A 26,979-nucleotide genomic window follows, 5' to 3' on the forward strand; every position below is an offset into this window, starting at 1 on the left:
CAGAACTGCGTCCATTGCAAGACCTGCGACATCAAGGATCCCTCCCAGAACATCAACTGGACAACCCCACAGGGCGGAGACGGGCCGAACTACCCGAATATGTGATCGCCCAGGCGCCGGCCCGGCCCGCCGCAGCGTTGCCCATCGGCGCGGCGGCGGCTAGGGTCGCCTGCGCAAATCGCCGAGACATGGGCCCAAGCCGTGACGACAAGACTGATCCCGCTGGCGCTGATCGCGCTGATCGCCGCGCCGATGCCGCAAGGCGCCGCCATGGCCGCACCCGCGCTTGCCCAGGCCGAAAAGCCCGAGCCCCCGAACGGCGAGCGCCCGGCGCAGCGCCCCGCGGATGCGGCGCCCGAGATTCGCGGCCTTTCGGGCCCCTATCTGGCCGCGCGCATGGCCGCGATCCAGAACGACTATCCCGTGGCCGCCCGCTATTACCTCCAGGCGCTGGCCCATGACGACAGCGATCCCTTCCTGCAGGACAGCGCGCTGGTCGCACTGATCTCGGCCGGCGAGATGGAGCGCGCCACCGCCCTTTCCGGCACCATGTCCGGCCAGGGCCGCGCCACGGAACTGGCGCGGCTGGTGCAGCGCGCCGAACTCGCGCGCGCCGGGCGCTGGGACGCGCTGATCGAAGCCATCGACACCGCCCCCTCGCCCCAAGGCGATGCCGGCACGCCCGGCGGCGGCATGCTGATCGACGGCATGATGCGGGCCTGGGCGCTGCTGGGCGCCGGAAAGGCCGGCGAATCGCTGACCGCCTTCAAGAAAATGGCCGAATTGCGCGGCGCGGCGCCGATGGTGAACTATCACCTGGCGCTGGCCAAGGCGCGTGTCGGCGATTTCGAGGGCGCCGAGCTGCTGCTCGCCGATCCCGTCACCGGCGCGCATATCCTGGGCGTCATCGCCCGTGCCCAGGTGCTGTCGCAACTGGAACGCAACCGCGACGCCATCGCCATGATCGAGGCGACGCCCGGCTTTGCCGAGGAACCCTACCTGGTCGCCCTGCGCGACCGCATGGCGCGGGGCGAGACTCTGCCCTTCGATTCCGCACGCGGGCCGGCCGACGGCATGGCGCAGCTGTTTCTGACATTCGGCTCGGTCCTGGCCACCAGCGACGAGCCCGATCCGCTGGCGCTGATCCATGCCCGGCTGGCCGAATACCTCGCCCCCGACCTGGGCGAGGCGCGGCTTCTGGCGGCGCAGCTCTTGCAGGGCTTCGGCCAGTTCGACCTGGCCGAGCGCGAATTCGAGGCCCTGCGCGAACTGGGCGACATGCGCCCGGTCGCCGAATTGTCGCGCATCGACGCCCTGGCCCGCGCCGAGCGGCTGGAGGATGCCGAAAAGGCCGCGCTGGCGCTGACCGCCGCCCATCCCGAACTGGCCCAGGGCTGGATCGCGCTGGGCGACATGCTGCGCCAGCAGGACAAGTTCGCCCCCGCCGTCCCGGCCTATGACAAGGCGCTGGAACTGCTCGGCGACAAGAGCCCAGAGGCGCGCTGGTTTCCGCTTTACGCCCGCGGCATCGCGCTGGAGCGCTCGGGCCAGTTCCCCAGGGCCGAGGCGGATTTCCGCGCCGCGCTGAAGATCCGCCCCGATTCGCCGCAGGTGCTGAACTACCTGGGCTACAGCCTGGTGGACCGCAACGAAAAGCTGGACGAGGCGCTGGAACTGATCCAGCGCGCGGTCGAGCTGCGCCCGGACGACGGCTATATCCTCGATTCGCTGGCCTGGGCCTATTTCCGCCTCGGCCGCTACCAGGAGGCGGTGGCGCCGATGGAGCGCGCGGTGGCGGCGATGGCCAGCGATTCGCTGGTCAACGACCACATGGGCGACATCTACTGGATGGTCGGCCGCAAGCGCGAGGCCGAGATCCAATGGCACCGCGCCCTGTCGCTGAAGCCGGAAACCGAGGCCGATGCCCAGCGCATCCGCACCAAGCTGGAACGCGGCCTCGATGCGGTGCTGGACGAGGAAAGGGCCGCCGGCGGCCGCCGCCCCGAGAGCCGCGCCCCGGAACCGGCCAGGGCCGACTGAGCCATGCCCCTGCCCCGGCACGAGGCCGCGCCCGCCAAGCTGAACCTGTGCCTGCATGTGACCGGCCGCCGCCCGGACGGCTATCACCTGCTCGATTCGCTGGTGGTGTTCCTGGACCTAGGCGACCGGGTCACGGTGGCGCCCGGTCCCCTGTCGCTCAGCCTGACCGGCCCCTTCGCGCAGGGTCTCGCGGCCGAGCCGGACAACCTTTGCCTGCGCGCAGCGCGGCTGGCCGGGCGCGAGGCGCGGATCACCCTGGAAAAGAACCTGCCGCTGGCCTCGGGCATCGGCGGCGGCTCGGCCGATGCGGCGGCAGTGCTGCGCGCGCTCGACGCCCGCCCCGAGCGGCCGGAGGTGCTGGGCGCCGACCTGCCCGCCTGCCTCGCCAGCCGGCCGGTGCGGATGCAGGGGCTGGGCGAGATCCTGACGCCGCTGCCGCCCCTGCCGGATCTGCATGTGCTGCTGGTCAATCCCGGCTGCGGCCTGGCCACGCCCGCGGTATTCAAGGCCTTGGCGCAGCGCGAGAACCCGCCCCTGCCCGAGCCGCTGCCGGATTTTCCCGACGCCGGCACCCTGGTCGCCTTCCTGCACGGCTGCCGCAACGACCTCGAGACGCCGGCCATCGCCCTGATGCCCGAGATCGCCCATTGCCTCGCCGCGATCCGTGCCGAGGGCGCGGCACTTGCCCGCATGTCGGGCTCGGGCGCGACCTGCTTCGGACTTTTCGCCAGCGCCGCCGCGGCCCAGGCCGCCCGCGCCCGCATCGCCGGCGCCAATCCCGGCTGGTGGGTGGCGGCATCTGGACTTGCGCCGGCAAAACTCTAACCTGCCTCAAAATCCACAAGGGGAAAACCATGCTGCGCCTCGGCGTCAACATCGACCACGTCGCCACCATCCGCAACGCCCGCGGCACGCCCTGGCCCGACCCGGTACGCGCGGCAAAACTGGCCGAGGAGGCCGGCGCCGACGGCATCACCGCCCATCTGCGCGAGGATCGCCGCCATATCTCGGACGCGGATATCGACCGGCTGATGGCGGCGCTGAAATCGCCGCTGAACCTGGAAATGGCCGCGACGGCGGAAATGCAGGCCATCGCGCTGCGCCACCGCCCGCATGCCGTCTGCATCGTCCCCGAAAAGCGCGAGGAGCGCACGACCGAGGGCGGGCTCGACGTGGCCGGCAACGAGGCTTTCCTCGCCGATTTCATCGCGCCCCTGCGCGAGGCGGGCTGCCGGATCTCGCTCTTCATCGGCCACGAACAGAAACAGATCGAGGCCGCCGCCCGCATCGGCGCCGCGGTGGTGGAACTGCATACCGGCGCCTATTGCGACCTCGACACCGAAAGACGGCTGTCCGAACGCGACCTGGAACTGGAAGCCCTGCGCAAGGCGGCGGCCCAGGCGCATCTGCTGGGGCTCGAAGTCCATGCCGGCCATGGCCTGACCTTCGACACCGTCGGCCCCATCGCCGCCATCCCGGAACTGCGCGAGTTGAACATCGGCCATTTCCTGATCGCCGAATCGGTCTTTCTCGGCCTTGGCCCGGCGATCCGCGAGATGCGCCGGCGCATGGACGCGGCCCGCGGCTGATTTCACCGTTTTCCAAATACCCATGTCACTACAGGACCAACCAGGCGCATGATTCTCGGCATAGGCTCGGACCTTTGCAACATCGACCGCATCGCCGGGGTGCTGGAGCGCCACGGCGACCGCTTCCGCCGGCGGGTCTTTACCGAACGCGAACTGGCGCTCGCCGCGCGGCGCCGGCAGGAGGCGGCGACGCTGGCCAAGCGTTGGGCGGCCAAGGAGGCCTGCTCCAAGGCGCTGGGGACCGGGCTCGCCATGGGCATCAGCTGGAAGGACATGGCGGTCAGGAACCTGGCGACCGGCCAGCCGGCCATGGAACTGACCGGCTGGGCGGCCGAAAGGCTGGCGGCGATGACGCCGCCCGGCCACCGCGCGCAGGTGCATGTGACGCTGACCGACGATCATCCCTGGGCCCAGGCCTTCGTGGTGATCGAGGCGCTTCCAGATGGCGGCGGAGCCGGCACGGCTTGACTTTGCCGCCCGCCGCGTCCCATGAACGCGCGACTTGCCGATGAAGGGAATGGCATCAATGGCCGAAAGCGAAGCCCGCAAGGATGGCGGCATCTGGGAAACCGTCAAGACCATCTTCTGGGCGCTGGTGATCGCGGGCGTGTTCCGCACCCTGTTCTTCCAGCCGTTCTGGATTCCCTCGGGCAGCATGAAGGACACGCTGCTGATCGGCGATTTCCTGTTCGTGAACAAGATGGCCTATGGCTATTCGCGGGTCTCCTGCCCCTTCGCGCTCTGCCCGATCTCGGGCCGTATCCTCGGCTCGGAACCCGAGCGCGGCGATGTCGTGGTCTTCCGCCACCCGACGCGGGGCGACGATTTCATCAAGCGGGTGATCGGTCTGCCCGGCGACCGCATCCAGATGAGGGATGGCGTGCTGTGGATCAACGGGCAGGAGGTGCCGCAAGAGCCCGCCGGCACCTTCACCGAACCCTATGCCCCGCAGGGCCCGCAGCAAAGCCTGCCGAAATGCCGCAACGAGCCGGTGCCCGAGGGCGGCGCCTGCGAAAAGGACCGCCATGCCGAGACGCTGCCGAACGGCGTCACCCATGATGTGCTGAACATCTTCGACAACGGGCCGGGCGACAATACGGCCGAGTTCACCGTGCCCGAGGGGAACTACTTCTTCCTGGGCGACAACCGCGACAATTCCGGCGACTCGCGCTGGCCGGCGGCGGTGGGCGGCGTCGGCATGGTGCCGGCGGAATACCTGATCGGGCGCGCCGACCGGATCATGTTCTCCTCGGCCGGCAAGTCGCTGCTGTATTTCTGGACCTGGCGGCCGGACCGGTTCCTGAAGGCCGTGGACTAAGGGAAGAATTGCCGCGGCGCCCCGCGCCGTGGCAGGATCGCGACATGAAGATTTCCGCAGACCTGCGCGCATTCTCGGAACGGCTGGGGCACGAATTCTCGCGCCCCGACCTGCTGCGCCGCGCCCTGACCCACGGCTCGATCGCCAGCGCCACCCGGCCCGACAACCAGCGGCTGGAATTCCTGGGCGACCGCGTGCTGGGCCTGACCATCGCCGAGGCGCTGTTCGCCGCCGACCACGCCGCGACCGAGGGCCAGCTTGCCCCGCGCTACAACGCGCTCGTCAAGGGCGAGACCTGCGCCGCGGTCGCCCGCGAGATCGGGCTGGGCGAGGTGCTGAAGCTCGGCCGCTCCGAGATGCTGTCGGGCGGACGGCGCAAGGAGGCGCTGCTGGCCGATGCGATGGAGGCGGTGATCGCCGCCGTCTATCTCGACGCCGGCTTCGAGGTGGCGCGCGGGGTCGTCCTGGCCCTTTGGGCCGGGCGGCTGGCCAATGTCCAGACCGACGCCCGCGACGCCAAGACCGCGCTTCAGGAATGGGCACAGGCGCAGGGCATGAGCCCGCCGCGCTATGTCCAGACCGCGCGCAGCGGCCCCGACCATGCGCCGGAATTCCAGATCACCGTCCGGCTGGACGACGGCCGCGAGGCCGCTGCCAGCGGCAGGGGCACCAAGCGCAGCATCGAACAGGCCGCCGCCGCGGCAATGCTGGAACAGATCGAAAGAACACCATGACCCAGACACGCGCGGGCTTCGTCGCCCTGATCGGCGAGCCGAATGCCGGCAAATCCACCCTGCTGAACCGCATGGTCGGGGCCAAGGTCTCGATCGTGACCCACAAGGTGCAGACCACCCGCGCCCGCATCCGCGGCATCGCCATGCAGGGCGACAGCCAGATCGTGTTCGTCGATACGCCCGGCATCTTTCGCCCGCGCCGGCGGCTGGATCGCAGCATGGTCAAGGCAGCCTGGGGGGGCGCGGCCGATGCCGATGTGATCCTGCTCTTGATCGAGGCGCATCGCGGGCTGACCGACGGCGCGCAGGCGATCATTGACAACCTGCGCGACCATGCCGGGAATACTCCGGTGGCGCTGGTCATCAACAAGATCGACCGGGTGAAATCCGAGGCGCTGCTGGCGCTGTCGCAACAGCTGAATGCGGGTTTCGACTTTACCCGCACCTTCATGATCTCGGCCGAAAAAGGCCATGGCTGCAACGACCTGCTGGAATGGCTGGCCGGGCAGGTGCCCGAGGGCCCCTGGCTTTACCCCGAGGACCAGGTGGCCGACCTGCCGATGCGCATGATCGCCGCCGAGATCACCCGCGAAAAGCTGACCCTGCGCCTGCACGAGGAAATTCCCTATCAGCTGACGGTGGAAACCGAGAAATGGGAGGAGCGCAAGGACGGTTCTGCCCGCGTCGACCAGATCGTCTATGTCGCCCGCCCCGGCCACAAGGGCATCGTGCTGGGCAAGGGCGGCGAGACGATTAAGGCCGTCGGCCAGGCGGCACGGGCCGAGCTGGCCGAGTTCATGGGCCGCCCCGTCCACCTGTTCCTGCAGGTGAAGGTGCGCGAGAACTGGCTGGACGAGGCCGAGCGCTACAACGAGATGGGCCTCGACTTCCGCGACGGCGATGCCTGAGCCGCGGCTGGCCGCCGGCATCTGGGTCGCGGCCTATCTGCGCCGGCTGGGTCTGGCCGGCATCCCGGCCTATGTCACCCGGCATGGCGACGACACCGCCGGCAGCGTCATGGTGAAATGCGCCACGCTGGACCGCCGCGCCAGCCTCTGGGTCCGGGAATGGGATTTCGAGACCGACCGGCGGCTCTGGCTGCGGCTGAACGAGGCCGGGGAGCCCGAGATCGACGCCGAGATCGCCCGCAACATCGCCCGCGACCCCGACCTGTGGGTGATCGAGATCGAGAGCCCCGACACCCGCACCCTGCTGGACGAGGACGGGCTGGCTTGAGCCGCCGGCATGAGTACCTGGAAAACGGCGAAAGCCGGGAGAGATCGGCCCGGCATGGGCCTGGCCGCGCCGCCGGCATGGGTATTTGGGGAACGAAGAAGCCGGGGGTTTCCCGCGGGACGGCCGGGCGTGCGGCGTGGCGGGCATGGCGGGGCGCCGGCAGGTGGGAAGCCGCTAAATCTTGTGGCTTTCCCGTGACATTCCCTGCCGCGCACACTATAAGATGCGGGTCCAAGGCAGGATAAGAAGACAATGACCGAACCCGCCCCCCAGACCTCCGATTACGGCGCCGATTCCATCAAGGTTCTCAAGGGCCTGGAAGCGGTGCGCAAGCGCCCCGGCATGTATATCGGCGATACCGACGACGGCTCGGGCCTGCATCACATGGTCTATGAGGTCGTGGACAACGGCATCGACGAGGCGCTGGCCGGTCATGCCGATTTCGTGCGGGTCAAGATCCACGCCGACAGCAGCGTCTCGGTGCGCGACAACGGCCGCGGCATTCCGGTGGACATGCACCCGACCGAGGGCGTCTCGGCGGCCGAGGTCATCATGACCCAGCTGCATGCCGGCGGCAAGTTCGACCAGAACAGCTACAAGGTCTCGGGCGGGTTGCACGGGGTCGGCGTTTCGGTCGTCAACGCGTTGTCGGACTGGCTGGAGCTGCGCATCTGGCGCAACGGCAAAGAACATTACGCCCGCTTCGAGAACGGCGACACCGTCGAGCACCTGCGCGTGGTCGGCGATGCCGAGCCGGGCGAAAAGGGCACCGAGGTGCGCTTCCTGGCCTCGTCGAGGGAAGACCGGGCGGACGGCACCTTCTCGAATCGCGACTTCAGCTACAAGGTACTGGAGAACCGGCTGCGGGAACTGGCCTTCCTGAACTCGGGCGTGCGCATCATCCTGGAGGATGAGCGCCATGCCGAACCGCTGCGGACCGAGCTTTACTACGAAGGCGGCGTGCGGGAATTCGTGAAGTTCATCGACCGCTCGAAGACCCCGGTCATGCCCGAGCCGATCTTCATCACCGGCGAGCGCGGCGGCATCGGCATCGAGGTGGCGATGTGGTGGAACGACAGCTATCACGAGACCGTGCTGCCATTCACCAACAACATCCCGCAGCGCGACGGCGGCACGCATCTGGCCGGCTTCCGCGGCGCGCTGACCCGCGTCATCAACAATTACGCGCAGACCAATGCCCAGGCGCGCAAGGAAAAGGTCGATTTCACCGGCGACGACGCGCGCGAGGGGCTGACCTGCGTGTTGTCGGTCAAGGTGCCGGACCCGAAATTCTCCAGCCAGACCAAGGACAAGCTGGTCTCATCCGAGGTGCGTCCGGCGGTCGAGGGGCTGGTGGGCGAGAAGCTGGCCGAATGGTTCGAGGAAAACCCCGCCGAGGCCAAGTCGATCCTGGGCAAGATCATCGAAGCCGCGCTGGCCCGCGAGGCGGCGCGCAAGGCGCGCGAGCTGACCCGGCGCAAGACGGCGATGGACGTGGCCAGCCTGCCCGGCAAGCTGGCGGATTGCCAGGAAAAGGATCCGGCGCTGTCCGAGTTGTTCATCGTCGAGGGCGACTCGGCCGGCGGCTCGGCCAAGCAGGGCCGCTCGCGCCAGAACCAGGCGGTGCTGCCCCTGCGCGGCAAGATCCTGAACGTGGAACGGGCGCGCTTCGACCGGATGCTCAGCAGCGACCAGATCGGCACGCTGATCACCGCGCTGGGGACCGGAATCGGGCGCGACGAGTTCAACCTGGACAAGCTGCGCTATCACAAGATCGTCATCATGACCGATGCCGACGTGGACGGCGCGCATATTCGCACGCTTCTGCTGACCTTCTTCTTCCGGCAGATGCCGGATCTGATCGAGGCCGGGCATCTCTATATCGCCCAGCCGCCGCTCTACAAGGTCAGCCGCGGCCGCTCCGAGGTCTATCTGAAGGACGAGGCGGCGCTTGAGGATTACCTGATCGAACAGGGCATCGACGGCGCCAGCCTGCGGCTTGGCCATGGCGAGACCCTGACCGGCGCCGACTTGGCCCGCGTGGTCGAGGAGGCGCGCACCGTGCGCCGCATCCTGCGCGCCTATCCGACGCATTACCCGCCCCATATCACCGAGCAGGCCGCCATCGCCGGCGCGCTGGTGCAGGGCCGGGTCGATACCGATGCGCAGGGCGTGGCCAATGCCGTGGCCCAGCGGCTGGACCTGATCGCCGAGGAATACGAGCGCGGCTGGACCGGCCGCCCGACCCAGGATGCCGGCATCCGCCTGACCCGGCTGCTACGGGGCGTCGAGGAAAGCCGCACCCTGGACGGCCCGATGCTGCGCAGCGCCGAAAGCCGGCGGCTGGGCGCCATGACCGATGCGCTGCACGAGGTCTATGGCCAGACCGCGCAGCTGATCCGCAAGGATCGCGGCATCCCGATCCACGGCCCGATGAGCCTGCTGCAGGCCATCTTCCTGGAGGGCGAAAAGGGCCTGTCGCTGCAACGCTACAAGGGCCTGGGCGAGATGAACCCCGAGCAGCTGTGGGAAACCACGCTGGACCCGGCGGCGCGGACCATGCTGCAGGTGCGTATCGAGGATCTGTCCGAGGCCGACGACATCTTCACCAAGCTGATGGGCGATGTGGTCGAACCGCGCCGCGATTTCATCCAGCAGAATGCCCTGAGCGTGGAGAATCTGGACATATGAGGCTTAACGACATTCCATGATGTCGCAGAATCACCAGATTTGACACGATCTTTGGTTTTATTGTTGCTATCATGTCGCGAGCTGCGCCATAAAGCGGCGGCGCTTTCAGGCGCCGCTTGCGGCCCTCCGACCGCAAGCCTAGTTGTTGAACGATTTTGATGCCGGGGATTTTGGACTTCCCGGGCGTCACGCATAGGAGATTTGGACATGTGCGCTGTTTCTGTAAAAGCTCCCCTCACCGTTGCGGTCGCGGCGTCGCTGACCCTTGGCACAACCTTGGCCGGGAATGCGGGAGGTTTTACACCGCCGATCGTTGACAACGACGTCACTGCCCCGATCGTCGAAGCCCCCGCCGGTGAATGGGCGGGCGGCTATGCCGGCCTGACGCTGGGCTATGCTTTCGCAGGCGACGATGCTGTCGGCGTTAACGGCACCACCGTCGACAAGCTGGAGCTGGGCGGCGCCAATGCCGGCGTCCGCCTGGGCTATCGCTGGCAGCGCGACCGCTGGGTCATCGGCCCGGAACTGGGCTTCGAAGCCGGCAACGTGAAGGACAGCTTCTCGACCGCCGGCCATGACGCCGAATCCAAGGTCAAGAACCTGCTCGCCCTGCGGCTGAAGACCGGCTATGTGCTGAACAGCGACGTCCTGCTTTACGGGATCGCCGGCGTGGCCCGCGCCAAGGTCGAGTATTCGATCACCGGCAATGGCGCCGCCATCCGCGACGAATACTCGAAAACCGGCTATGTCGTCGGCCTGGGTGCCGAAAAGAAGCTTACCGACCGCATGTCGCTGACCGGCGAATACGAATATGCAAATTTCGGCACGGAAAACCTATCGGACGGCACTTTCGACACCAATGCCACTCCCGACTATCACAACCTGAAGCTGGGTCTGAACTTCAAATTCTGACCCGGACGCTTGATCCGGCTCCGCGGACGGGAAAGGGTCACCCTGGGGCGGCTCTTTTTCGTTTCTCACGACCGCCGGCGGCCCAGCGGCAGCGGGATGGCGCGGGCGCCGCAGGCTATGGCCAGCCCCTGCGGCACCAGCGCCGCCAGCGCCGGATCGTCCTGTAAAAGCCCGCCGGTATAGGCGCCGAAGGCCGGCAGCAACAGGTGATCACCGCCCAGCAGGAAGGCGCGCCGCCGCTCTCCGGCCAGCCGCACGGCGGGGTGGAAATGGCCCGATATGTCCGGCCCCTGCCCCGCCTGGTGCCGCAACGCGACCCGGCCCAGCCGCAGGCTGTCCGCCGCCCGGCCCGGCAGGCCCGCCGGCGCGCCGGGGTCATGGTTGCCGCCGATCCAGACCCAGTCCCGCCCCTGCGCCAGCCGCGACAGGGCGGCCGCGACCAGCGGGTCCAGCGCCTCGGCCGCCGCCAGGTCGTCGAAACCGTCGCCCAGGCTGATCACCGCCCGCGGGTCCAGCGCCGCAACCTCATCCGCCAGCCGCTCCAGCGTCGCCAACCCCTCATAGGGCGGCAACAGCGGGCCGCCGCGCCGGGCCATGCGCTCGGACTTGCCCAGGTGCAGGTCGGCCACGACCAGCACCGCGCCTTCCGGCCACCACAGCGCGCCAGAGGCCCGCGCCTCCAGACGCAGCCCATGGAAATCAAAGGCGTATCCGCTCATGCGATCCCTTCCAGCCCGGCCTCGGCCATCAGCGCCTCGGCCTCGATCTGCGCCAGCCGCTCGCGGCCCTCGCCGCGGATCGGCACCCGGCCGACCTCCAGCAGCAAGGGCGCGGCCATGGGCGAGACGCGATCCAGCATCCGGTGCTCGCGCCGGGGCGAGCGGTCCAGCATTTCCTCGATCCGGCCGAAATCGACAAGCCCCCGCCCGGCCTCCTCGGCGGTGATGCGCAGCAGCAGGTGGCCGGGATCGTATTTGCGCAAGGTGTCGTAAAGGATGTCGCTGGAAAACGTCGCCTGCCGCCCGGATTTCCGCTGCCCCGGCATGTTGCGCTGGATCAGCCCGGCGACGGTGGCGACATTGCGAAAGCTGCGCTTCATCACCGCATTCCCGCCCAGCCAGTCGCCCAGGCCCGCCCGCAACCGCGCCCGGTCCAAGAGCGGCGCGGGATCGCGCACCGCGTCCAGCGACCAGATGAGCAGCGCGTAATCGGTGGACAGGAAGCCCAAGGGGCCCAGCCCCTCCTCCTCCATCTCGCGGGTCAGCAAGAGGCCCAGCGTCTGCAGGGCATTGCGCCCGGCAAAGCCGTAAAGCGCGAAATGCCACAGCCCGGCATGGGGAAAGCTTTCCGACAGCAGCAGCCCCGGCTCCGGCAGGGCCGAGACCGCGGCCTGCAAGCCCAGCCATTCCCGCGTCTGCGCCGGCAAGGCACCGTGCCGCGCCGGATCGCCGATCAGCGCCAGCACGCGATGCGAAAGCTGCGTGGACATGGCCAGCTTGACGCCGGAATAGACCGCGATCTTGGGCGGCCGGGTGGGGTCGGGCGTGACCTCGATCACCATCTCGCGCATCGCGTCCATGCGCACCACCCGGCCGCCGATCAGGAAGCTGTCGCCGGGGGTCAGGCTGGCGGCAAAACCCTCCTCGACCTCGCCCAAGGGCGCGCCGCCGCGGCCGCGCAGCCTGACCTTCATCATCTCGGCCTCGACGATGGTGCCGACATTCATCCGCAGCAGTTTCGCCGCCCGCGGATCGCGCAGCTGCCACAACCCGTCCCGCAGCATCAGCCGCTGCCAGCGGTCATAGGCACGCAAGGCATAGCCTCCGGTCGCGGCGAAATCCAGGCAGGCATCGAAATCCGGCCGCGTCAGGCCGCGATAGGGGCCGGCCGTCACCACCTCGGCATAAAGCGCATCGGCGTCGAAGGGCGCGGCGCAGGCGGTAAGCCCGATATGCTGGCACAGCACGTCCAAGGGCCCCGGTCCGCGCGGATCGCCATCGAGGTCGCGTTCGCGCACCGCCTCCAGCGCCGCGACGCATTCGATCTGCTCGAAGCGGTTCGCCGGCACGATCCGCGCCTTCGAGGGCGCGTTGTAGCGATGGTTCGCCCGGCCGATGCGCTGCACCAGCCGCTTGACGTTCTTGGGCGCGCCGACCTGGATCACCAGATCGACGGCGCCCCAGTCGATGCCCAGGTCCAGGCTGCCGGTCGCGACCACGGCGCGCAACTCGCCCGCCGCCATGGCCGCCTCGACCCGGGCCCGCTGCTCGCGCGCCAGACTGCCATGGTGCAAGCCGATGGGCAGGTTCTCGTCATTCTGGGCCCAGAGCGCCTGGAAGAACAGCTCGGCCTGGGCGCGGGTGTTGATGAAGATGATGGTGGTGCGGGCTTCGCGGATCGCCGCCAGCACCTCGGGGATGGCATGATGCCCGCCGCCGCCCGACCAGGGCGCGGGCCGGGCGGTGGGCAGCATGGCGATGTCGGGATCGGGGCCGGGATCGGCCTCGACCACCGTCACCGGCGCGGCCCCGGCCATGAACCCCGCCAAAGCCTGCGGATCCTCGACCGTCGCCGACAGCCCCGTCACCCGCAACCCGGGCGCAAGCTGCCGCAGCCGGGCCAGCCCCAGCATCAGCTGGTCGCCGCGCTTGCTTTCCGCCAAGGCATGCAATTCGTCCAGCACCACCCGGCGCAAGCCGCCGAAGATCGCCGGCGCCTCGGGATAGCTCAGCATCAGCGCCAGGCTCTCGGGCGTGGTCAGCAGGATTTCCGGCGGATCGACGCGCTGGCGGCGGCGCTGGCTCTGCCCGGTATCGCCCGTCCGGTCCTCGACCCGCACCCCCAGCCCCAGCTCCGCCACCGGCCGCGCCAGGTTGCGGCCGATATCGGCGGTCAGCGCCTTCAGCGGCGAGACATAGAGCGTATGCAGACCCTTTCGGCCTTCTCTGTTTTCCAAATACCCATCCGGCCGCGCCGCCTGCGCCAGCTCCACCAGCGAGGGCAGGAACCCCGCCAGCGTCTTGCCGCCGCCGGTCGGCGCGATCAGCAGGCTGTCGCCGGTCGCCGCCAGCAGCGCCAGCTGATGCGGATGCGGCTGCCAGCCCTGGCGGGCGAACCAGTCCTGGAACTCGGGCGGCAGGATCACAGCATCGCCTCGAGCGTTTCCAAGTGGTCCGCCTCGGCCGCCGGCTTGTCCCAGCGGATGCGGCTGATGCGGGGAAAGCGCATCGCCACGCCCGAACGGTGCCGGGTCGAGCGGTTCAGCCCCTCGAAGGCCACCTCGACCACCAGTTTCGGCGCCAGCGCCCGGACGGGCCCGTAACGCTCGACGGTGTTCTGGCGCACGAAACGGTCCAGCTCGCGCAGCTCGGCATCGGTAAAGCCGAAATAGGCCTTGCCGACCGGCACCAGCTCGCCGCCATCCCACAGGCCGAAGGTGAAGTCGGAATGAAAGCCCGAGCGCTTGCCATGACCCCGCTGCGCGTAGATCAGCACCGCATCGACCACCATCGGGTCGCGCTTCCACTTGAACCAGGGTCCGCGCGGCCGGCCGGCGACATAGGCGCTGTCACGGCGCTTGATCATCACCCCCTCGATGACGGCGGCGGGCGGGTCGGCGCGCAGCGCGGCCAGATCCTCCCACGAGGCGAAATCCAGCAGCGGCGAAATGTCGATGCGGGTGCCGAAATCCACCGCCTCCAGCACCGCGCGGCGCATCTCCAGCGGCTCGGCGCGCAGGTCGCGGCCCTCCCACAGCAGCAGGTCGTAAAGCCGCAAGCCCGCCGGATGGCTGGCCAGCAACCCCTTGCCGACGGTCTTGCGGTTCAGCCGCTTCTGCAGCTCGCCGAAGGGCGCGACCGCGCCCTCGCGGCGCACGATCAGCTCGCCATCCGCGCTGCCCTCGAACTCCATCGCCTCGATGACGTCGGGAAAGGCATGCGAGATGTCCTCGCCGGTGCGGGAATACAGCCGCCGCATGCCGCCTTCGCTGACCGCCTGCACGCGGATGCCGTCCCATTTCCATTCCGCAAAATACTCGCCGGGATCCAGCGCCCGCAACTCGTCCAGATCGGTCGGCGTGGACAGCATCACCGGGCGGAACGGCGCCAGCGCCGCGCTGTCCGGCCGCGCCCCGCCGCCCAGCCAGCCGAACAGGGCCGCATAGGGTGGCGCGAGCCCGTGCCAGATCTCCTCGATCTCGGGGACCGAGGGCGTGCCCATGCCCGCCAGCGCCATCCGCGCCATGCGGGCCGAGACGCCGACGCGCAGGTTGCCGGTGGCGAGCTTCAGGAAGGCCAGCCGCTCGGCCGGGCCCAGCCGATCCAGCATGCCAGCAATGGCGCCGGGCAGCGCCGCCTTGCCGGTGCCCTGCAACAATGCCACCGCCTGGGCCAGCGAGGGGTCGTCCTCGGCCCCCTCGGGCCAGATCAGCGCGATGGTTTCGGCCAGGTCGCCGACGAAATCATAGCTCAGCGCCAGAAGCTGGTCGTCGACCCGCTCGGCCGCCAGCCCGCGCAGAAGCGAGGGCGTGACCCGGCGCAGTTCCAGATCGCCGGTCAGCGCCGCCAGGGCCCAGCCGCGATCGGGGTCCGGGGTGCGTTCCAGATAATGCTGCAAAAGCTGCAGCTTGGCATTGCGCGCCGGCGTGAAGGCCAGCCGTTCCAGCAGGGCGGCAAAGGCCTTCATTCCGCCTCGTCCTCGTAACCCACCAGCCGCAGCGGCCGGGCCGGGATCTGCGCCAATTCGCACCAGCGGATCACGCCGTCCTCGGCGCTATGCGTGACCCAGACCTCGGCGGGCGCCAGTTCCGCCAGCGTGCCGGTCAGCGCCGGCCAGTCCACATGGTCGCTGACGACCAGCGGCAGTTCCACCCCGCGCTGGCGGGCACGGGCGCGCACCGCCATCCAGCCCGAGGCGAAGCCGATCACCGGGTCGCGGAACCGCTGCACCCAGGGGCTGGCAAAGGCCGAGGGCGGCGCGATCACCAGCTGCGCCGCCACATCCTCGGCGGTGGCCGGCACCAGCGTGCCCAGATCGACGCCGCGGGCCGCATAGAAATCGCAAAGCAGCTTCAGCGCGCCATGGATGGCGACGGGCGCGTCATAGCCGGCCTCGCGCAGCAGCGCGATGACATGCTGCGCCTTGCCCAGCGCATAGGCGCCGATCAGATGCGGGCGGTCGGGAAACTCGGCCATGCTGGAGAGCAGCTTTTCCACCTGCGCCGCCGGGTCGGGAAAGCGGAACACCGGCAGGCCGAAGGTCGCCTCGGTCACGAAGACGTCGCAGGGCACCGGCTGGAAGGGTGCGCAGGTCGGGTTCGGCTGGCGCGCGTAATCGCCCGAGACGACGATGCGGCAGCCCCCCGCCTCGACGGCAATCTGGCTTGAGCCCAGCACATGCCCGGCCGGGTGGAATCCCACCGTGACGCCGCCGATGCGGGTTTCCCCCTCGGCCAGCTGGGTCGCGCCGGCAAAGCCGTCGCCCATGCGCAGCCGCATGATCTCCAGCGTTTCGGCCGTGGCCATGACCGCGCCATGGCCGAAGCGGGCATGGTCAGAATGGCCGTGGGTGATCAGCGCGCGCTCGACCGGCTTCAGCGGGTCGATGTGAAAGCCGCCCTCGGGGCAGAAAAGGCCGGCTTCGGTCGGGAACAGGATGGAATCGGCGCGCATGACCCGAAGATGTAGAACATTTCGTGAAAATCAAGCCGGAGACAGCGGCCGGCCCTCGAAGATCGTCTCCATCGAGAAAACGCCGGTGACGCGTTCCAGATCCATGTCGGCGATCAGCCGCTTGTAAAGCGCGTCATAGCCCGCCATGCCGCCCACCACCGCCTTGGCCATGTAGTCCCATTCGCCGCCGATGCGGTGGAACTCGGTGATCTGCGGCAACGACTCGATCCGGGCGCGAAAGCGCCGCGCCCAGGCGTCGTCGTGATGGCGGGTGCGGATCATGATGAACACCGTCAGCCCCAGCCCCAGCGCCGTGGCGTCGATGACCGCGCGGCTGCCTTGCAGCACCCCGGCCTCGGTCAGCCGCTGCAAGCGCCGCCAGCAGGCGTTCTGCGACAGGCCCACCCGCTCGGCCAGCTCGCGCTGGGACAGGCTGGCATCGCGCTGCAGCAGCGCCAGCAGGCGGTTGTCGATTTCATCAATAATGAGAGTTTTATCGTTCATTTGACAACCAAAATCCGGCATATTGGCAGACATTCAGAATGATTCCTCGGCCGTTGCGGGTCAAGATTCGCGCATAAAGACGAGGAATCCGATGCCGCCTTTCGACAGCTACCTTGCCCGGCTGGGCGACGACCCGATGCAGGTAATCCATGACGGCGTGATCGGCCGCGACGCGGTGATCGACGGCCCCTTCGGGCCGCGGCGGATGATCTATGCCGATTACATTGCCTCGGGCCGGGCGCTGCGGCCCATCGAGGACTGGGTGATGGAGAATGTCCTGCCCTGGTATGCCAACAGCCATACCGAGGCCAGCCATTGCGGCGGCATCATGACCCGGATGCGCCGCGCCGCGCGCGAGGTGATCGGATTCTGCACCCATGCCGGCGCCGAACATGCGGTGATCTTTACCGGCTCGGGTGCGACGCAGGCCATCAACCGGCTGGTGGACCTGCTGGGCGCTGGGCCGGGGGCCACGGTGCTGATCGGGCCTTACGAGCATCACTCGAACATCCTGCCCTGGCGCGAAAGCGGCGCCGAGGTCGTGACCATCCCCGAAGCCGCCACCGGCGGGCCGGACCTCGCGGCGCTGCGCGCGGCGCTGGACCGCGCCGAAGGGCCGGTGATCGGCAGCTTCTCGGCCACCTCGAATGTCACCGGCACGCTGACCGACGTGGCCGAGGTCACGCGCATCCTGAAGGCGGCTGGGGCCAAGGTGGTCTGGGACCATGCCGGCGGCGCGCCCTATCTGCCCATCGACATGCGGCTGGGCATGGATGCGGTGGTGATCTCGCCGCACAAGTTCATCGGCGGGCCGGGCGCCTCGGGCGTCCTGATCCTGCGCCGCGACGCGGTGCTGGCGGACCGCCCCACCCTGCCCGGCGGCGGCACGGTGCGTTTCGTCTCGCCCGAGGGCCACGACTATGCCCTGTCGCTGGAGGCGCGCGAGGAAGGCGGCACCCCGAACGTGATCGGCGACATCCGCGCCGCGCTGGTCTTCCTGACCAAGGCCGCCGTGGGAGAGGAACGCATCGACGCGCGCCATGCCGAATGGCTGGCGCTGGGGATGGCGCGGCTGCGGAACCATCCGAGGATCGAGTTGCTGGGCAACCTGGACGCGCCGCGCCTGCCGTTTTTCAGCTTCCGCATCCGCGACGGGCGGGGCGGCTTTGTCCATCAGCAACTGGCGACGCGGATGCTGTCGGACCTTTACGGCGTGCAGGCGCGCGGCGGCTGCGCCTGCGCCGGGCCCTATGTCCATCACCTGCTGGGGCTGGGCCCCGAGACCTCGGCCCGGCTGCGCGCCGCGATCCTGGCCGGGGACGAGATCGAGAAGCCCGGCTTCGTGCGGCTGAACCTGTGCTGGGCCGCCCCGCGTGCCGAAATCGAGGCGATCCTGGACGCCGTCTGCGAGTTGGCCGAACACGCCGCCGATCACCTGGCGCATTACCGCTGCGACCGGGCGACCGCGATCTTCACCCCGGTTGCAGCCGCGTAGCGCAGGGCCGCAAGACGTATTCCCGCACCAGGGCCACGCGGCGCGGCCGGAAGCTTTCGCCGCCCGGCCGCATGGCCTGGATGCGCGGGATGTGGAAGGTGCGGAAATCCTGCCGCAGCCGGCAATGCGCCAGCAACATCATGTGATTGTCGCTGTAGGACATGCCCAGCGGCCAGATCTCGCGCGTGCTGGCCCGGCCCTGCAGGTCCAGATAGTCGATGACCAGGCTGCGCTCTTCCCACAGGGCCTGGCGCAGCAGCGCCATGTCCACCTGCGGGCTGGGACGCTGCGCCGGCTCGCGAAACAGCCGCATGGTGGTGTGCATGGCATGGCGGCCCTGGCTTTCGGGCAGGGTGGCGATGATGCGGGCCATGGCATCCTCGCCCGCGCGGGTCAGTTCGGGATCGCCCAGCGTGCGCAGGCCCGAGATGGCGAGCAGCAGCGCCTCGATCTCCAGCCGCGAAAAGCTTTGCGGCGGCAGGGCGGGGTCTTCGGTCAGCGTATAGCCCAGCCCCGCCTCGCCGTCGATCAGCGCGCCGCCGGCGCGCAGCGTGGCGATGTCGCGATAGAGCTGGCGGAGGGAGACGCCGGTCTCCTCGGCCAGCCGCGCGGCCGTCACCGGCGCGGGCAGGCGGCGCAGCGCGTCCATCAGGCGCATCAGCCGGTCGGTGCGGGACATGCTGTCACCTTCTGTCAGGGGGCCTGCGCCATTCTGCCCCCATCAATGCAGGAGGCCAAGATGCTGACCCTATACCACGCCCCGAAAAGCCGCTCCTCGACCATCCTCGTGCTGCTGGCGGAGCTGGGCATCCTCGACAAGGTCGAGATCCGCCAGGTGACGATCCCGCGTCAGGACGGCTCGGGCGGGCGCGACCCGGCGAACCCGCATCCCGAGGGCAAGGTGCCCTATCTGGTCAATGGCGCGGATCACGTGCGCGAACGGGGCGCCATCATGCTGTATCTGACCGATATGTTCCCCGAGGCGGGGCTGGGTCCGCTGCCGGGCGATCCGGGGCGCGGCCAGTATCTGAGCTGGCTCAGCTGGTATCAGGGGGTTCTGGAGCCGGTGGCGATCCTGAACTTCTTCAAGATCGAGCATCCGGCCCTGATGGTGACCTTCCGCGATTACGACACCGCGATCCGGCAGCTGGACGAAGTGCTGGGCCAGCAGCCCTGGCTGCTGGGCGACCGCTTCTCGGCCGCCGACCTGCTGATCGCCAGCCCCTTGCTGTTCTTTGGCACGGACATGCCGCGAACCCCCGCCATCGACGCATGGGCGCAGCGGATTCAGTCCCGCCCCTCGATGGCGCGGGCGGCAGGGATCGACGGCTGAGGCGCCGCCGCGGGCAGCTTGGCCAGCTGCACCATCAGGATGCCCGCCGCCACGATCAGCGCGCCGACCACGTCCGAGGTGCCGAACCGCTCGCCCAGAAGCGCGGCGGCAATGGCGACGCCGAAGATCGGCGACAGGAAATGAAAGGTCGCCGCCCGAACCGCGCCGATGCGGTTGACCAGCCGGAACCACAGCCAGGTCGCGCCGATGCCGGGCGCGATCACCGTATAGGCAAAGGCCCAGAGCAGGCCGGCGCTCCATTCCACCGGGCGGCCCCATTCCATCAGCACCGCCGGGACCAGCAGCAGGGCGGCACCGACGGCCATTTGCAGGCCGACCAGCATCATCATGTTGCGGCTGCCCCCGGCCCCGCGCGCCGCCAGCGTGGCGAAGGTCAGCGCCACCATGCCGATCAGGCACAGGATCACCCCCGGCACGTCCAGCCCGTGCTGAAGCCGCACCCCCATGATCAGCGTGACGCCGGCCACGCCCGCGACCAGCCCGGCCACGGCGATGGAGCGCAGCCGTTCGCCGTAAAGCAGCCAGCCCAGGAAGGCGACGACCAGCGGCATCATCGAGGCGATGATGGCCGAGACCGACGCCTCGACATATTGCATGGCAACCCAGCTGAACCCCAGGTAAAGCGCGTTCTGGCACAGGCCGAACAGGATCACCGTGCGCCATTCGGCCCGGCTCAGGCGCCAGCTCTGGCCCATGGCGCGGGCCAGCGGGATCGCCACCATGGCAGAGAGGCCGAACCGGATCACCAGCGCGGTCAGCGGCGGGGCGGCCGTGACGATCATGCGCGTCGAGGTGAAGGCCGAGGCCCAAAGGACCGCAAAGCCGAAACCCATCAGAATCGCCCTGAAATCCATGTCGCCCCCCTGCCCTTGCCCCCATGGGCTAGCAGATGGGCCGGCGGGCGCAAGGGCCACGATCCAGGCAAGGCCCGGAAATGACAGAAGCCGCGCAGGTCATGCGCGGCCCCTTATGCGGCAAAAAGCCGGGATCAGGCGTTCACGCTGTCCTTCAGCGCCTTGGCGATGGTGACCTTGACCACCTTGTCGGCGGGCTTGGTCATCATTTCCTGGGTCTGCGGATTGCGGACCTGACGCTCGGGGCGGGTGCGGCAGGCAACCTTGCCGATGCCCGGCAGGGTGACGGCACCACCTTCGGCGACCGTGCGCGACACGACGGCCGAAAGCGCGTCCAGGGCCGCCGCGGCGGTCTTCTTGTCGCTGCCCATTTCATCGGCCAGCGTGGCGACGAGCTGGGTCTTGGTCATCGGTTTCGAAGCGGCCTGGGCCATATTCTGTCTCCTCGTTGTTCCCCGTTCGGGAAATTTTCGGACGCCACCTTGGCGGCACGCTTGCCGCTACACAAGCTTTTTAAGCGCAGATCAAGCTTTTTCGGCGACTTTCCCCAGCAAACGCTGCGAAATTCGCCACCCAGGGACCATTCTAGAGAAAGGCGGTCTCGTTGAACGAGCGCAACTTGCGCGAGTGGATGCGTTCCAGGGGCGTCTCGCGCAGCTTTTCCATGGCCCGGATGCCGATCAGCAAGTGGTTCGCGACCTGGGTGCGATAGAAATCCGTGGCCATGCCGGGCAGCTTCAACTCGCCATGCAGCGGCTTGTCCGAGACGCACAGGAGCGTGCCATAGGGCACGCGGAAGCGGAACCCGTTCGCAGCGATGGTGGCGCTTTCCATATCCAGCGCGATGGCGCGCGATTGCGACAGCCGCTGCACCGGACCGGACTGGTCGCGCAGTTCCCAGTTGCGGTTGTCGATGGTGGCCACCGTGCCGGTGCGCATGATGCGCTTGAGCTCATAGCCTTCCAGCTGCGTGACCTCGGCCACCGCCTCTTGCAGGGCGACCTGCACCTCGGCCAGGGCCGGGATCGGCACCCAGACCGGCAGGTCGTCGTCCAGCACGTGATCCTCGCGCAGATAGGCATGGGCCAGCACGAAATCGCCCAGGCTCTGGCTGTTGCGCAGCCCGGCGCAATGGCCGACCATCAGCCAGGCATGCGGGCGCAGCACGGCGATATGGTCGGTCGCGGTCTTGGCGTTCGAGGGGCCGACACCGATATTGACCAGCGTGATGCCGTCGCCATCCGGGCGCTTGAGGTGATAGGCCGGCATCTGCGGCATCTTGGCGCCGGTGGCGATGATGTCCTCGGGCCGTTCCAGAACCTGGTTGCCGGGCGCGACGAACTCGGTATAGCCCGAATGCGGATCGGCCAGCGCGCGGCGGGCGAAAAGCTCGAACTCGTCCACGTAGAACTGGTAGTTCGTGAACATCACGAAATTCTGGAAATGCTCGGGCAGGGTCGCGGTGTAATGCGCCAGCCGCGCCAGCGAGTAATCGACGCGCTGCGCGGTAAAGGGCGACAGCGGGTGGCTGCCGTCCGGGTTCGGCCCGGCGGTGCCGTTGACGATGTCGTCGTCCATCGTGTTCAGGTCCGGCACGTCGAAGACGTCGCGCAGCGAATAGTCCAGCACGCCTTCCTGCGGCACGTTCAGGTCGCTTTGCGTCGCCACGGCGAAATGCACCGGCATCGGCGTGCCGCTGTCGCCGATCGCCACCGGCACGCCGTGGTTCTTCATCAAGAGCCCGATCTGCTCGGTCAGGTAGCCGCGGAACAGGTCCGGCCGGGTGATCGAGGTCGAATAGGTGCCCGGCAGCGCGACATGGCCGAAGGACAGGCGCGAATCCGTCTTGGAATGGATCGGCACGGTCATGCGCAATTCGGGGTAGAAGGCGCGATAGCGCGCCGCCGGCCGGCCGCCCTTCAGCGTGGCCAGGAAATGGTCCAGCAGGAAATGCGAGGCACGCTCGTAAAGCGCGATCAGCCGGGCCACGGCGGCGGCCGGGTCGTCGAAATAGACGCGCTCGGCGGGCTCGGGCGTCTCGATGGGAAGTCTCCGGCTGTCGGTCATCATGCGCGCTCTCCAGTTTCGGCGGAGAGTGCCAGCGCGGCGGCGGGCTGGCAAGCCGGCACCGGACGCCTTATCTGGGATGGGCAAAGGAGTGATGCGCATGGAATTTTCCATTCTCGATCTGGCCGGGGTGGCCGAGGGTTCGGACGCGCGCCAGGCCATCGCCAATTCCGTGGCATTGGCGCAGGCCGCCGAGGGTTGGGGCTACAGCCGCTTCTGGCTGGCGGAACATCACAACATGCCGGGCATCGCCAGCGCCGCCACCTCGGTGCTGATCGGCCATGTGGCGGATCATACCAGGACGATCCGCATCGGCGCCGGCGGCGTCATGCTGCCCAACCACGCGCCGCTGGCCATCGCCGAGCAGTTCGGCACCCTGGCGACGATCCACGGGCCGCGCATCGACCTGGGCCTGGGCCGCGCGCCGGGCGGCGACGGGGCGGTGATGCACGCATTGCGCCGGTCCTTGCAGGGCAACCAGGATTTTCCCAACGACGTGGTCGAGCTGATGCACTATCTCGGCCCGCCGCGTCCCGGCGCCCCGGTCGCGGCCCATCCGGGCCAGGGCACGAATGTCCCGGTCTGGATCCTCGGCTCGTCGCTTTACGGCGCCAGCCTCGCCTCGGCGCTTGGCCTGCCCTATGCCTTCGCCAGCCATTTCGCCCCCGGCGACCTCGAGGAGGCGCTGCGGCTTTACCGCGAGCGGTTCCAGCCCACCGAGTTCGGCCAGGCGCCACGCTTCATGCTGGCGGTGAACGTCATCGTCGCCGACAGCGATGCCGAGGCGCAGCACCTGCGCAGCAGCCAGCAGATCAGCTTCGCCCGGCTGCGGCTGGGCATGCCGGGCCTGCTGCCGCCGCCGGTCGACGACGTGCTGGAAGCGATCCCGGTGCGCATCCTGCCCACGGTCAACGCCGCGCTGGCCATCAGCGCCGTCGGCAGCCCCGAAACTGTCGCGGCCGAGCTGGACCGGCTGATCGCCCGCCACCAGCCCGACGAGTTGATCCTGGTCGGCAATATCTACGACCAGGCCGCGCGGCACCGCTCCTTCGCCATGGCGGCCGAGATCCTGCGGGGGCGTGCATGACGAGGATGCTGGTTTTCGGCCACGGCTATTCCGCCGGCTTCCTGACCCCCCTGCTGCTGGCCGAGGGCTGGCAGGTCACCGGCACCACCCGCAGCGACACCGATCGCGTGGCGCAGGCCGGGGCCCAGCCGCTGCGCTGGCCGGGGCAAGAGGATGCCGTGCGCAAGGCCATCGCCCAGGCCGACGCGATCCTGGTCTCGGTCGGGCCGGACCGGGGCGCGGACCCGGTGCTGGCAGCCTTCGGCGCCGAGATCGCCGCCGGCCGCCCACGCTGGCTGGGCTATCTCTCGACCACCGGCGTCTATGGCGACCGCGACGGCGGCTGGGTGGACGAGGACACGCCCTGCACCCCCTCGACCCGGCGCGGGCGCGAGCGGGTCGCGGCCGAGCAGGGCTGGCAGCGGCTCGCCGCCGAACACGGCCTGCCGCTGCACATCTTCCGCCTGGCCGGCATCTATGGGCCGGGGCGCGGCCCCTTTGCCAAGGTGCGCGAGGGCACGGCGCGGCGCATCGTCAAACCCGGCCAGGTCTTCTCGCGCATCCATGCCGAGGACATCGCCCAGGTGTTGCTGGCCTCGATCCGCGCGCCGCGGCCGGGCGCGATCTACAATGTCTGCGACGACGACCCGGCCCCGCCCGAGGCGGTGATCGGCCACGCCGCCAAACTGCTGGGCCTGCCCCTGCCGCCCGCCGAGGATTACGCGAGCGCCGAGATGACGCCCATGGCGCGCAGCTTCTATGCCGAGAACAAGCGCGTCTCGAACGACCGCATCAAGCGCGAGTTGGGCGTGACCTTGCGCTATCCCGACTATCGCGCCGGGTTGGCCGCGCTGGCCCGCGCCGAGGGAACCGAGGCTTAGGGCGCAATCGAGCAGCAGCCCGTCAGCATGCGCGACGGCTGCTCCTGCCCGTCCAGAATCACCGCGACGGCCAAGGCATAGCCGCGGTCCGACATGCCGTCCGAGCATTGTTCGGGCCGCAGGAAGGCCGTAAGCCGGCCCTTGCCGTCGCCGGCGATGATGCCGCGCGTGGGCTCGCCCTCGATGCCGCGATCCATGACCTTGCGCAGCGAAAGCTGGCGCTCGGGCGCATCGGGTTCGCTGAAGACCAACCCCTTCTGCACCGTCTTGACCGACCAGAAGGGCTCGGTTCCGCTGCAATGCAGCGCCAGCGGCAGTTCGGCGGGCTTCCAGACCGTCGCCTGCGGCTTGAGAAAGCGCAACGCCACCCAGCCCGTCGTCTCGCCCACGTTTACGAGGCCCCACTTGCCCGAGGCATCGCGGTCCAGCAGCTCGACCCCCTTGGCGGTCGAGGCGAGCCGGCCGATGATCTTGGCCTGCCCGTGCGGTGCCTCGCGCACGTTCAGCTTGTCCCAGGTCTCGACCACGGTGACGTCGAACAGGTGCGGCAGATAATCCTGCGCCTGCACCGCAAGAGGCGCGGCAAGGGCGAGGCCGGTCAGAAGGATACGCAGCATTGTCACCTCTCAGGCACGTTTCGCCAGCGCCACGCCCAGAACCTCCAGCACCTTGGCCTCGATGTCGGGGGCGGACATGCGGGCGCAGCGATACATGGCCTCGGGGCTGGCATGGTCGATGAATGTATCGGGCAACACCATCTGGCGGAAACGCAGCCCGCCGTCGAAGACGCCCTCGTCCGACAGAAGCTGCGCGACCAGGCTGCCGAAGCCGCCGACCGCGCCCTCCTCGATGGTGATCAGCGCCTCATGCGTGCGGGCCAGGCGCAGGATCAGGTTGCGGTCCAGCGGCTTGGCAAAGCGGGCATCGACCACCGTGGGCGTGATCCCGCGCGCCAGCAGCGCCTCGCGCGCCCGCATGACCTCGGCCAGCCGGGTGCCGAAGGACAGGATGGCGACGCGCTTGCCCTCGGCCACCACCCGGCCCTTGCCGATTTCCAGCACCTCGCCGCGTTCGGGCATCTCGACGCCGGTGCCCTCGCCGCGCGGATAGCGGAAGGCGATGGGGCCTTCGTCATGGGCCGCCGCGGTGGCGACCATATGGACCAGTTCCGCCTCGTCCGCGGCGGCCATGACCACCATGCCGGGCAGGTTCGCGAGGAAGGCGATGTCATAGGCGCCGGCATGGGTGGCGCCATCGGCACCGACCAGACCGGCGCGGTCGATGGCAAAGCGCACCGGCAGGCGCTGGATCGCCACGTCATGCACCACCTGGTCGTAGCCGCGCTGCAGGAAGGTCGAATAAAGCGCGCAGAACGGCTTCATCCCCCCCGCCGCCAGCCCGGCCGAAAAGGTCACGGCATGCTGCTCGGCAATGCCCACGTCGAAGCAGCGGCGCGGGAAACGCTCGGCGAACAGATTCAGCCCGGTGCCGTCCGGCATGGCGGCGGTGACGGCGACAATGCGGGCGTCGCGGCTGGCCTGATCGACCAGCGCACGGGCAAAGACCGAGGTATAGCTGGGTGCGTTCGATTTCGCCTTGGCCTGCGCGCCGGTGTGAACGTCGAATTTCGCCGTGGCATGGCCCTTGTCGGCGGCGCGCTCGGCCGGGCCGTAGCCCTTGCCCTTGCGGGTCACGACATGCAGCAGCACCGGCCCCGTCGCCCGCGCCTTGACCGTGCGCAGAAGCGGCAGAAGCTGGTCGAGGTCGTGGCCATCGACCGGGCCGATATAGGAAAACCCCAGTTCCTCGAACAGCGTGCCGCCGACGGTCATGCCCTTGAGCATCTCCTTGGCCCGCCGCGCCCCCTCTTGCAGGCTGGGCGGCAGGAAGCCGACCGCGCCCTTGGCGACGGCCTTGAGATCCTGGAACGGCCCCTCGGCGTAAAGCCGGGTCAGATAGCGCGACAGCGCCCCGGTGGGCGGCGCGATGGACATCTCGTTGTCGTTCAAGACCACGAACAGCCGCTTGCCCAGGTCGCCGGCATTGTTCAGCGCCTCGAAGGCCATGCCCGCGCTCATCGCGCCGTCGCCGATCACCGCGACGGCATCGCCCGGATCGCCGCCCAGTTCGCGCGCCATGGCAAAGCCCAGCGCCGCGCTGATCGAGGTCGAGCTGTGCCCGGCGCCGAACGGGTCATAGGCACTTTCCGAACGCTTGGTGAAACCGGAAAGCCCGCCCTCCATCCGCAGGGTGCGGATGCGGTCGCGGCGCCCGGTCAGGATCTTGTGCGGATAGCATTGATGGCCCACGTCCCAGATGATCTTGTCGCGCGGTGCGTCAAAGACCGCGTGCAGCGCCACGGTCAGTTCGACCACGCCCAGCCCGGCGCCCAGATGGCCGCCGGTGACGGAAACGGCGCTGACCGTCTCGGCCCGCAGCTCGTCGGCAAGCTGCCGCAGCTCGCGATCGGTCAGATCCTTGAGGTCGGACGGCAGGTGAACCCGGTCCAGGATCGGCGTCGCGGGGCGGTGGGAAGTTTCATCGGTCATGGCTTGCCCCTCTCCGG

The 26,979-nt window shown here is 68.9% G+C and carries 26 protein-coding genes; 15 read left to right on the forward strand and 11 right to left on the reverse strand.

Annotation, left to right across the window (positions count from 1 at the left end):
- From ACDP63_RS17445 to ACDP63_RS17495, 11 genes are all read left to right on the forward strand, one after another.
- Positions 1-105, forward strand: a 105-nt coding sequence (locus ACDP63_RS17445; RefSeq protein ID WP_409928016.1) for a 4Fe-4S dicluster domain-containing protein, incomplete at its 5' end; no start/stop codon positions are given.
- 96 nt (positions 106-201) lie between these two features.
- The gene (locus ACDP63_RS17450) at positions 202-2,040 is read left to right on the forward strand and encodes a tetratricopeptide repeat protein (protein WP_024845390.1); all 1,839 of its coding nucleotides are present in this window, start codon (positions 202-204) and stop codon (positions 2,038-2,040) included.
- A gap of 3 nt (positions 2,041-2,043) precedes the next feature.
- A complete protein-coding gene (locus tag ACDP63_RS17455; protein ID WP_024845389.1) occupies positions 2,044-2,865 on the forward strand; it encodes a 4-(cytidine 5'-diphospho)-2-C-methyl-D-erythritol kinase in 822 nt (273 codons plus the stop codon).
- Positions 2,866-2,894: 29 nt separating this feature from the next.
- Positions 2,895-3,629 (forward strand): pyridoxine 5'-phosphate synthase, encoded by a 735-nt coding sequence (locus tag ACDP63_RS17460; RefSeq protein WP_024845388.1) that lies wholly within the window; start codon positions 2,895-2,897, stop codon positions 3,627-3,629.
- A gap of 48 nt (positions 3,630-3,677) precedes the next feature.
- Positions 3,678-4,097, forward strand: a complete 420-nt coding sequence (gene acpS, locus ACDP63_RS17465; RefSeq protein ID WP_024845387.1) for a holo-ACP synthase — start codon at positions 3,678-3,680, stop codon at positions 4,095-4,097.
- Positions 4,098-4,155: 58 nt separating this feature from the next.
- Entirely contained in the window at positions 4,156-4,947 is a 792-nt protein-coding gene (lepB, locus tag ACDP63_RS17470) for a signal peptidase I (RefSeq protein ID WP_374327285.1), read from the forward strand.
- Positions 4,948-4,991: 44 nt separating this feature from the next.
- Positions 4,992-5,681, forward strand: a complete 690-nt coding sequence (gene rnc, locus ACDP63_RS17475; protein ID WP_024845385.1) for a ribonuclease III — start codon at positions 4,992-4,994, stop codon at positions 5,679-5,681.
- Positions 5,678-6,589 carry a GTPase Era gene (gene era / locus ACDP63_RS17480; protein WP_024845384.1) on the forward strand — a complete coding sequence of 304 codons (912 nt, stop codon included), beginning with the start codon at positions 5,678-5,680 and terminating at the stop codon, positions 6,587-6,589. The genes rnc and era overlap by 4 nt, the downstream gene beginning before the upstream one ends.
- A complete protein-coding gene (locus ACDP63_RS17485) occupies positions 6,582-6,917 on the forward strand; it encodes a DUF1491 family protein (protein ID WP_024845383.1) in 336 nt (111 codons plus the stop codon). Before era ends, ACDP63_RS17485 begins: the two co-directional genes overlap by 8 nt.
- 252 nt (positions 6,918-7,169) lie before the next feature.
- Positions 7,170-9,608, forward strand: coding sequence for a DNA topoisomerase (ATP-hydrolyzing) subunit B (gene gyrB / locus ACDP63_RS17490; protein WP_024845382.1), 2,439 nt, complete (start codon positions 7,170-7,172; stop codon positions 9,606-9,608).
- Between the two features lie 207 nt (positions 9,609-9,815).
- On the forward strand, positions 9,816-10,520 hold the full coding sequence (locus ACDP63_RS17495) for an outer membrane protein (protein WP_024845381.1): 705 nt from the start codon (positions 9,816-9,818) through the stop codon (positions 10,518-10,520).
- A 65-nt stretch (positions 10,521-10,585) separates the two neighbouring features.
- Here the strand turns inward: ACDP63_RS17495 and pdeM are convergent, their stop codons facing one another.
- Genes pdeM through ACDP63_RS17520 form a run of 5 tightly spaced genes read right to left on the reverse strand, consistent with a single transcriptional unit; the run spans position 10,586 to position 16,696 of the window.
- Positions 10,586-11,239, reverse strand: a complete 654-nt coding sequence (gene pdeM / locus ACDP63_RS17500) for a ligase-associated DNA damage response endonuclease PdeM (protein WP_024845380.1) — start codon at positions 11,237-11,239, stop codon at positions 10,586-10,588.
- Complete coding sequence (locus ACDP63_RS17505) at positions 11,236-13,665, reverse strand: ligase-associated DNA damage response DEXH box helicase (RefSeq protein ID WP_024845379.1); 2,430 nt, start codon at positions 13,663-13,665, stop codon at positions 11,236-11,238. Before ACDP63_RS17505 ends, pdeM begins: the two co-directional genes overlap by 4 nt.
- Complete coding sequence (locus tag ACDP63_RS17510; RefSeq protein ID WP_024845378.1) at positions 13,662-15,206, reverse strand: cisplatin damage response ATP-dependent DNA ligase; 1,545 nt, start codon at positions 15,204-15,206, stop codon at positions 13,662-13,664. Before ACDP63_RS17510 ends, ACDP63_RS17505 begins: the two co-directional genes overlap by 4 nt.
- A complete protein-coding gene (locus ACDP63_RS17515; RefSeq protein WP_409928371.1) occupies positions 15,203-16,192 on the reverse strand; it encodes a ligase-associated DNA damage response exonuclease in 990 nt (329 codons plus the stop codon). The genes ACDP63_RS17510 and ACDP63_RS17515 overlap by 4 nt, the downstream gene beginning before the upstream one ends.
- A gap of 30 nt (positions 16,193-16,222) precedes the next feature.
- Positions 16,223-16,696, reverse strand: coding sequence for an Lrp/AsnC family transcriptional regulator (locus ACDP63_RS17520; RefSeq protein ID WP_024845376.1), 474 nt, complete (start codon positions 16,694-16,696; stop codon positions 16,223-16,225).
- Positions 16,697-16,787: 91 nt separating this feature from the next.
- On the opposite strand from ACDP63_RS17520, the gene ACDP63_RS17525 reads away from it, so the two are divergent.
- The gene (locus tag ACDP63_RS17525; RefSeq protein ID WP_036748060.1) at positions 16,788-18,191 is read left to right on the forward strand and encodes an aminotransferase class V-fold PLP-dependent enzyme; all 1,404 of its coding nucleotides are present in this window, start codon (positions 16,788-16,790) and stop codon (positions 18,189-18,191) included.
- Here the strand turns inward: ACDP63_RS17525 and ACDP63_RS17530 are convergent.
- Entirely contained in the window at positions 18,169-18,870 is a 702-nt protein-coding gene (locus ACDP63_RS17530; protein ID WP_024845374.1) for a helix-turn-helix transcriptional regulator, read from the reverse strand. The two genes, ACDP63_RS17525 and ACDP63_RS17530, sit on opposite strands and share 23 nt — an antisense overlap.
- 60 nt (positions 18,871-18,930) lie before the next feature.
- On the opposite strand from ACDP63_RS17530, the gene ACDP63_RS17535 reads away from it, so the two are divergent.
- Positions 18,931-19,524, forward strand: coding sequence for a glutathione S-transferase family protein (locus tag ACDP63_RS17535; protein ID WP_409928372.1), 594 nt, complete (start codon positions 18,931-18,933; stop codon positions 19,522-19,524).
- Here ACDP63_RS17535 and ACDP63_RS17540 read toward each other — a convergent pair.
- The 3 genes from ACDP63_RS17540 to ACDP63_RS17550 all read right to left on the reverse strand — a co-directional run bounded on the left by ACDP63_RS17540 (position 19,479) and on the right by ACDP63_RS17550 (position 22,469).
- Entirely contained in the window at positions 19,479-20,399 is a 921-nt protein-coding gene (locus ACDP63_RS17540) for a DMT family transporter (RefSeq protein WP_024845372.1), read from the reverse strand. The genes ACDP63_RS17535 and ACDP63_RS17540 overlap by 46 nt on opposite strands.
- Before the next feature lie 134 nt (positions 20,400-20,533).
- The gene (locus tag ACDP63_RS17545) at positions 20,534-20,833 is read right to left on the reverse strand and encodes an HU family DNA-binding protein (RefSeq protein WP_024845371.1); all 300 of its coding nucleotides are present in this window, start codon (positions 20,831-20,833) and stop codon (positions 20,534-20,536) included.
- Positions 20,834-20,984: 151 nt separating this feature from the next.
- Positions 20,985-22,469, reverse strand: coding sequence for an AMP nucleosidase (locus ACDP63_RS17550; protein ID WP_024845370.1), 1,485 nt, complete (start codon positions 22,467-22,469; stop codon positions 20,985-20,987).
- A gap of 97 nt (positions 22,470-22,566) precedes the next feature.
- Between ACDP63_RS17550 and ACDP63_RS17555 the strand changes: the two genes are divergently transcribed.
- Together ACDP63_RS17555 and ACDP63_RS17560 are read left to right on the forward strand one after the other, a co-directional pair.
- On the forward strand, positions 22,567-23,553 hold the full coding sequence (locus ACDP63_RS17555) for an LLM class flavin-dependent oxidoreductase (protein ID WP_024845369.1): 987 nt from the start codon (positions 22,567-22,569) through the stop codon (positions 23,551-23,553).
- The gene (locus tag ACDP63_RS17560) at positions 23,550-24,413 is read left to right on the forward strand and encodes an SDR family oxidoreductase (protein ID WP_024845368.1); all 864 of its coding nucleotides are present in this window, start codon (positions 23,550-23,552) and stop codon (positions 24,411-24,413) included. Before ACDP63_RS17555 ends, ACDP63_RS17560 begins: the two co-directional genes overlap by 4 nt.
- On the opposite strand, the gene ACDP63_RS17565 is transcribed toward ACDP63_RS17560, so the two are convergent.
- Positions 24,410-25,030: a COG3650 family protein gene (locus ACDP63_RS17565; RefSeq protein WP_024845367.1), complete on the reverse strand. Its 621-nt coding sequence runs from the start codon at positions 25,028-25,030 to the stop codon at positions 24,410-24,412. The two genes, ACDP63_RS17560 and ACDP63_RS17565, sit on opposite strands and share 4 nt — an antisense overlap.
- Positions 25,031-25,039: 9 nt before the next feature.
- A complete protein-coding gene (gene dxs, locus ACDP63_RS17570) occupies positions 25,040-26,962 on the reverse strand; it encodes a 1-deoxy-D-xylulose-5-phosphate synthase (protein WP_024845366.1) in 1,923 nt (640 codons plus the stop codon).
- Between the last annotated feature and the right edge of the window lie 17 nt (positions 26,963-26,979).

The organism is Paracoccus sp. P2 (assembly GCF_046335115.1).
Taxonomy (GTDB): Bacteria; Pseudomonadota; Alphaproteobacteria; order Rhodobacterales; family Rhodobacteraceae; genus Paracoccus; species Paracoccus pantotrophus.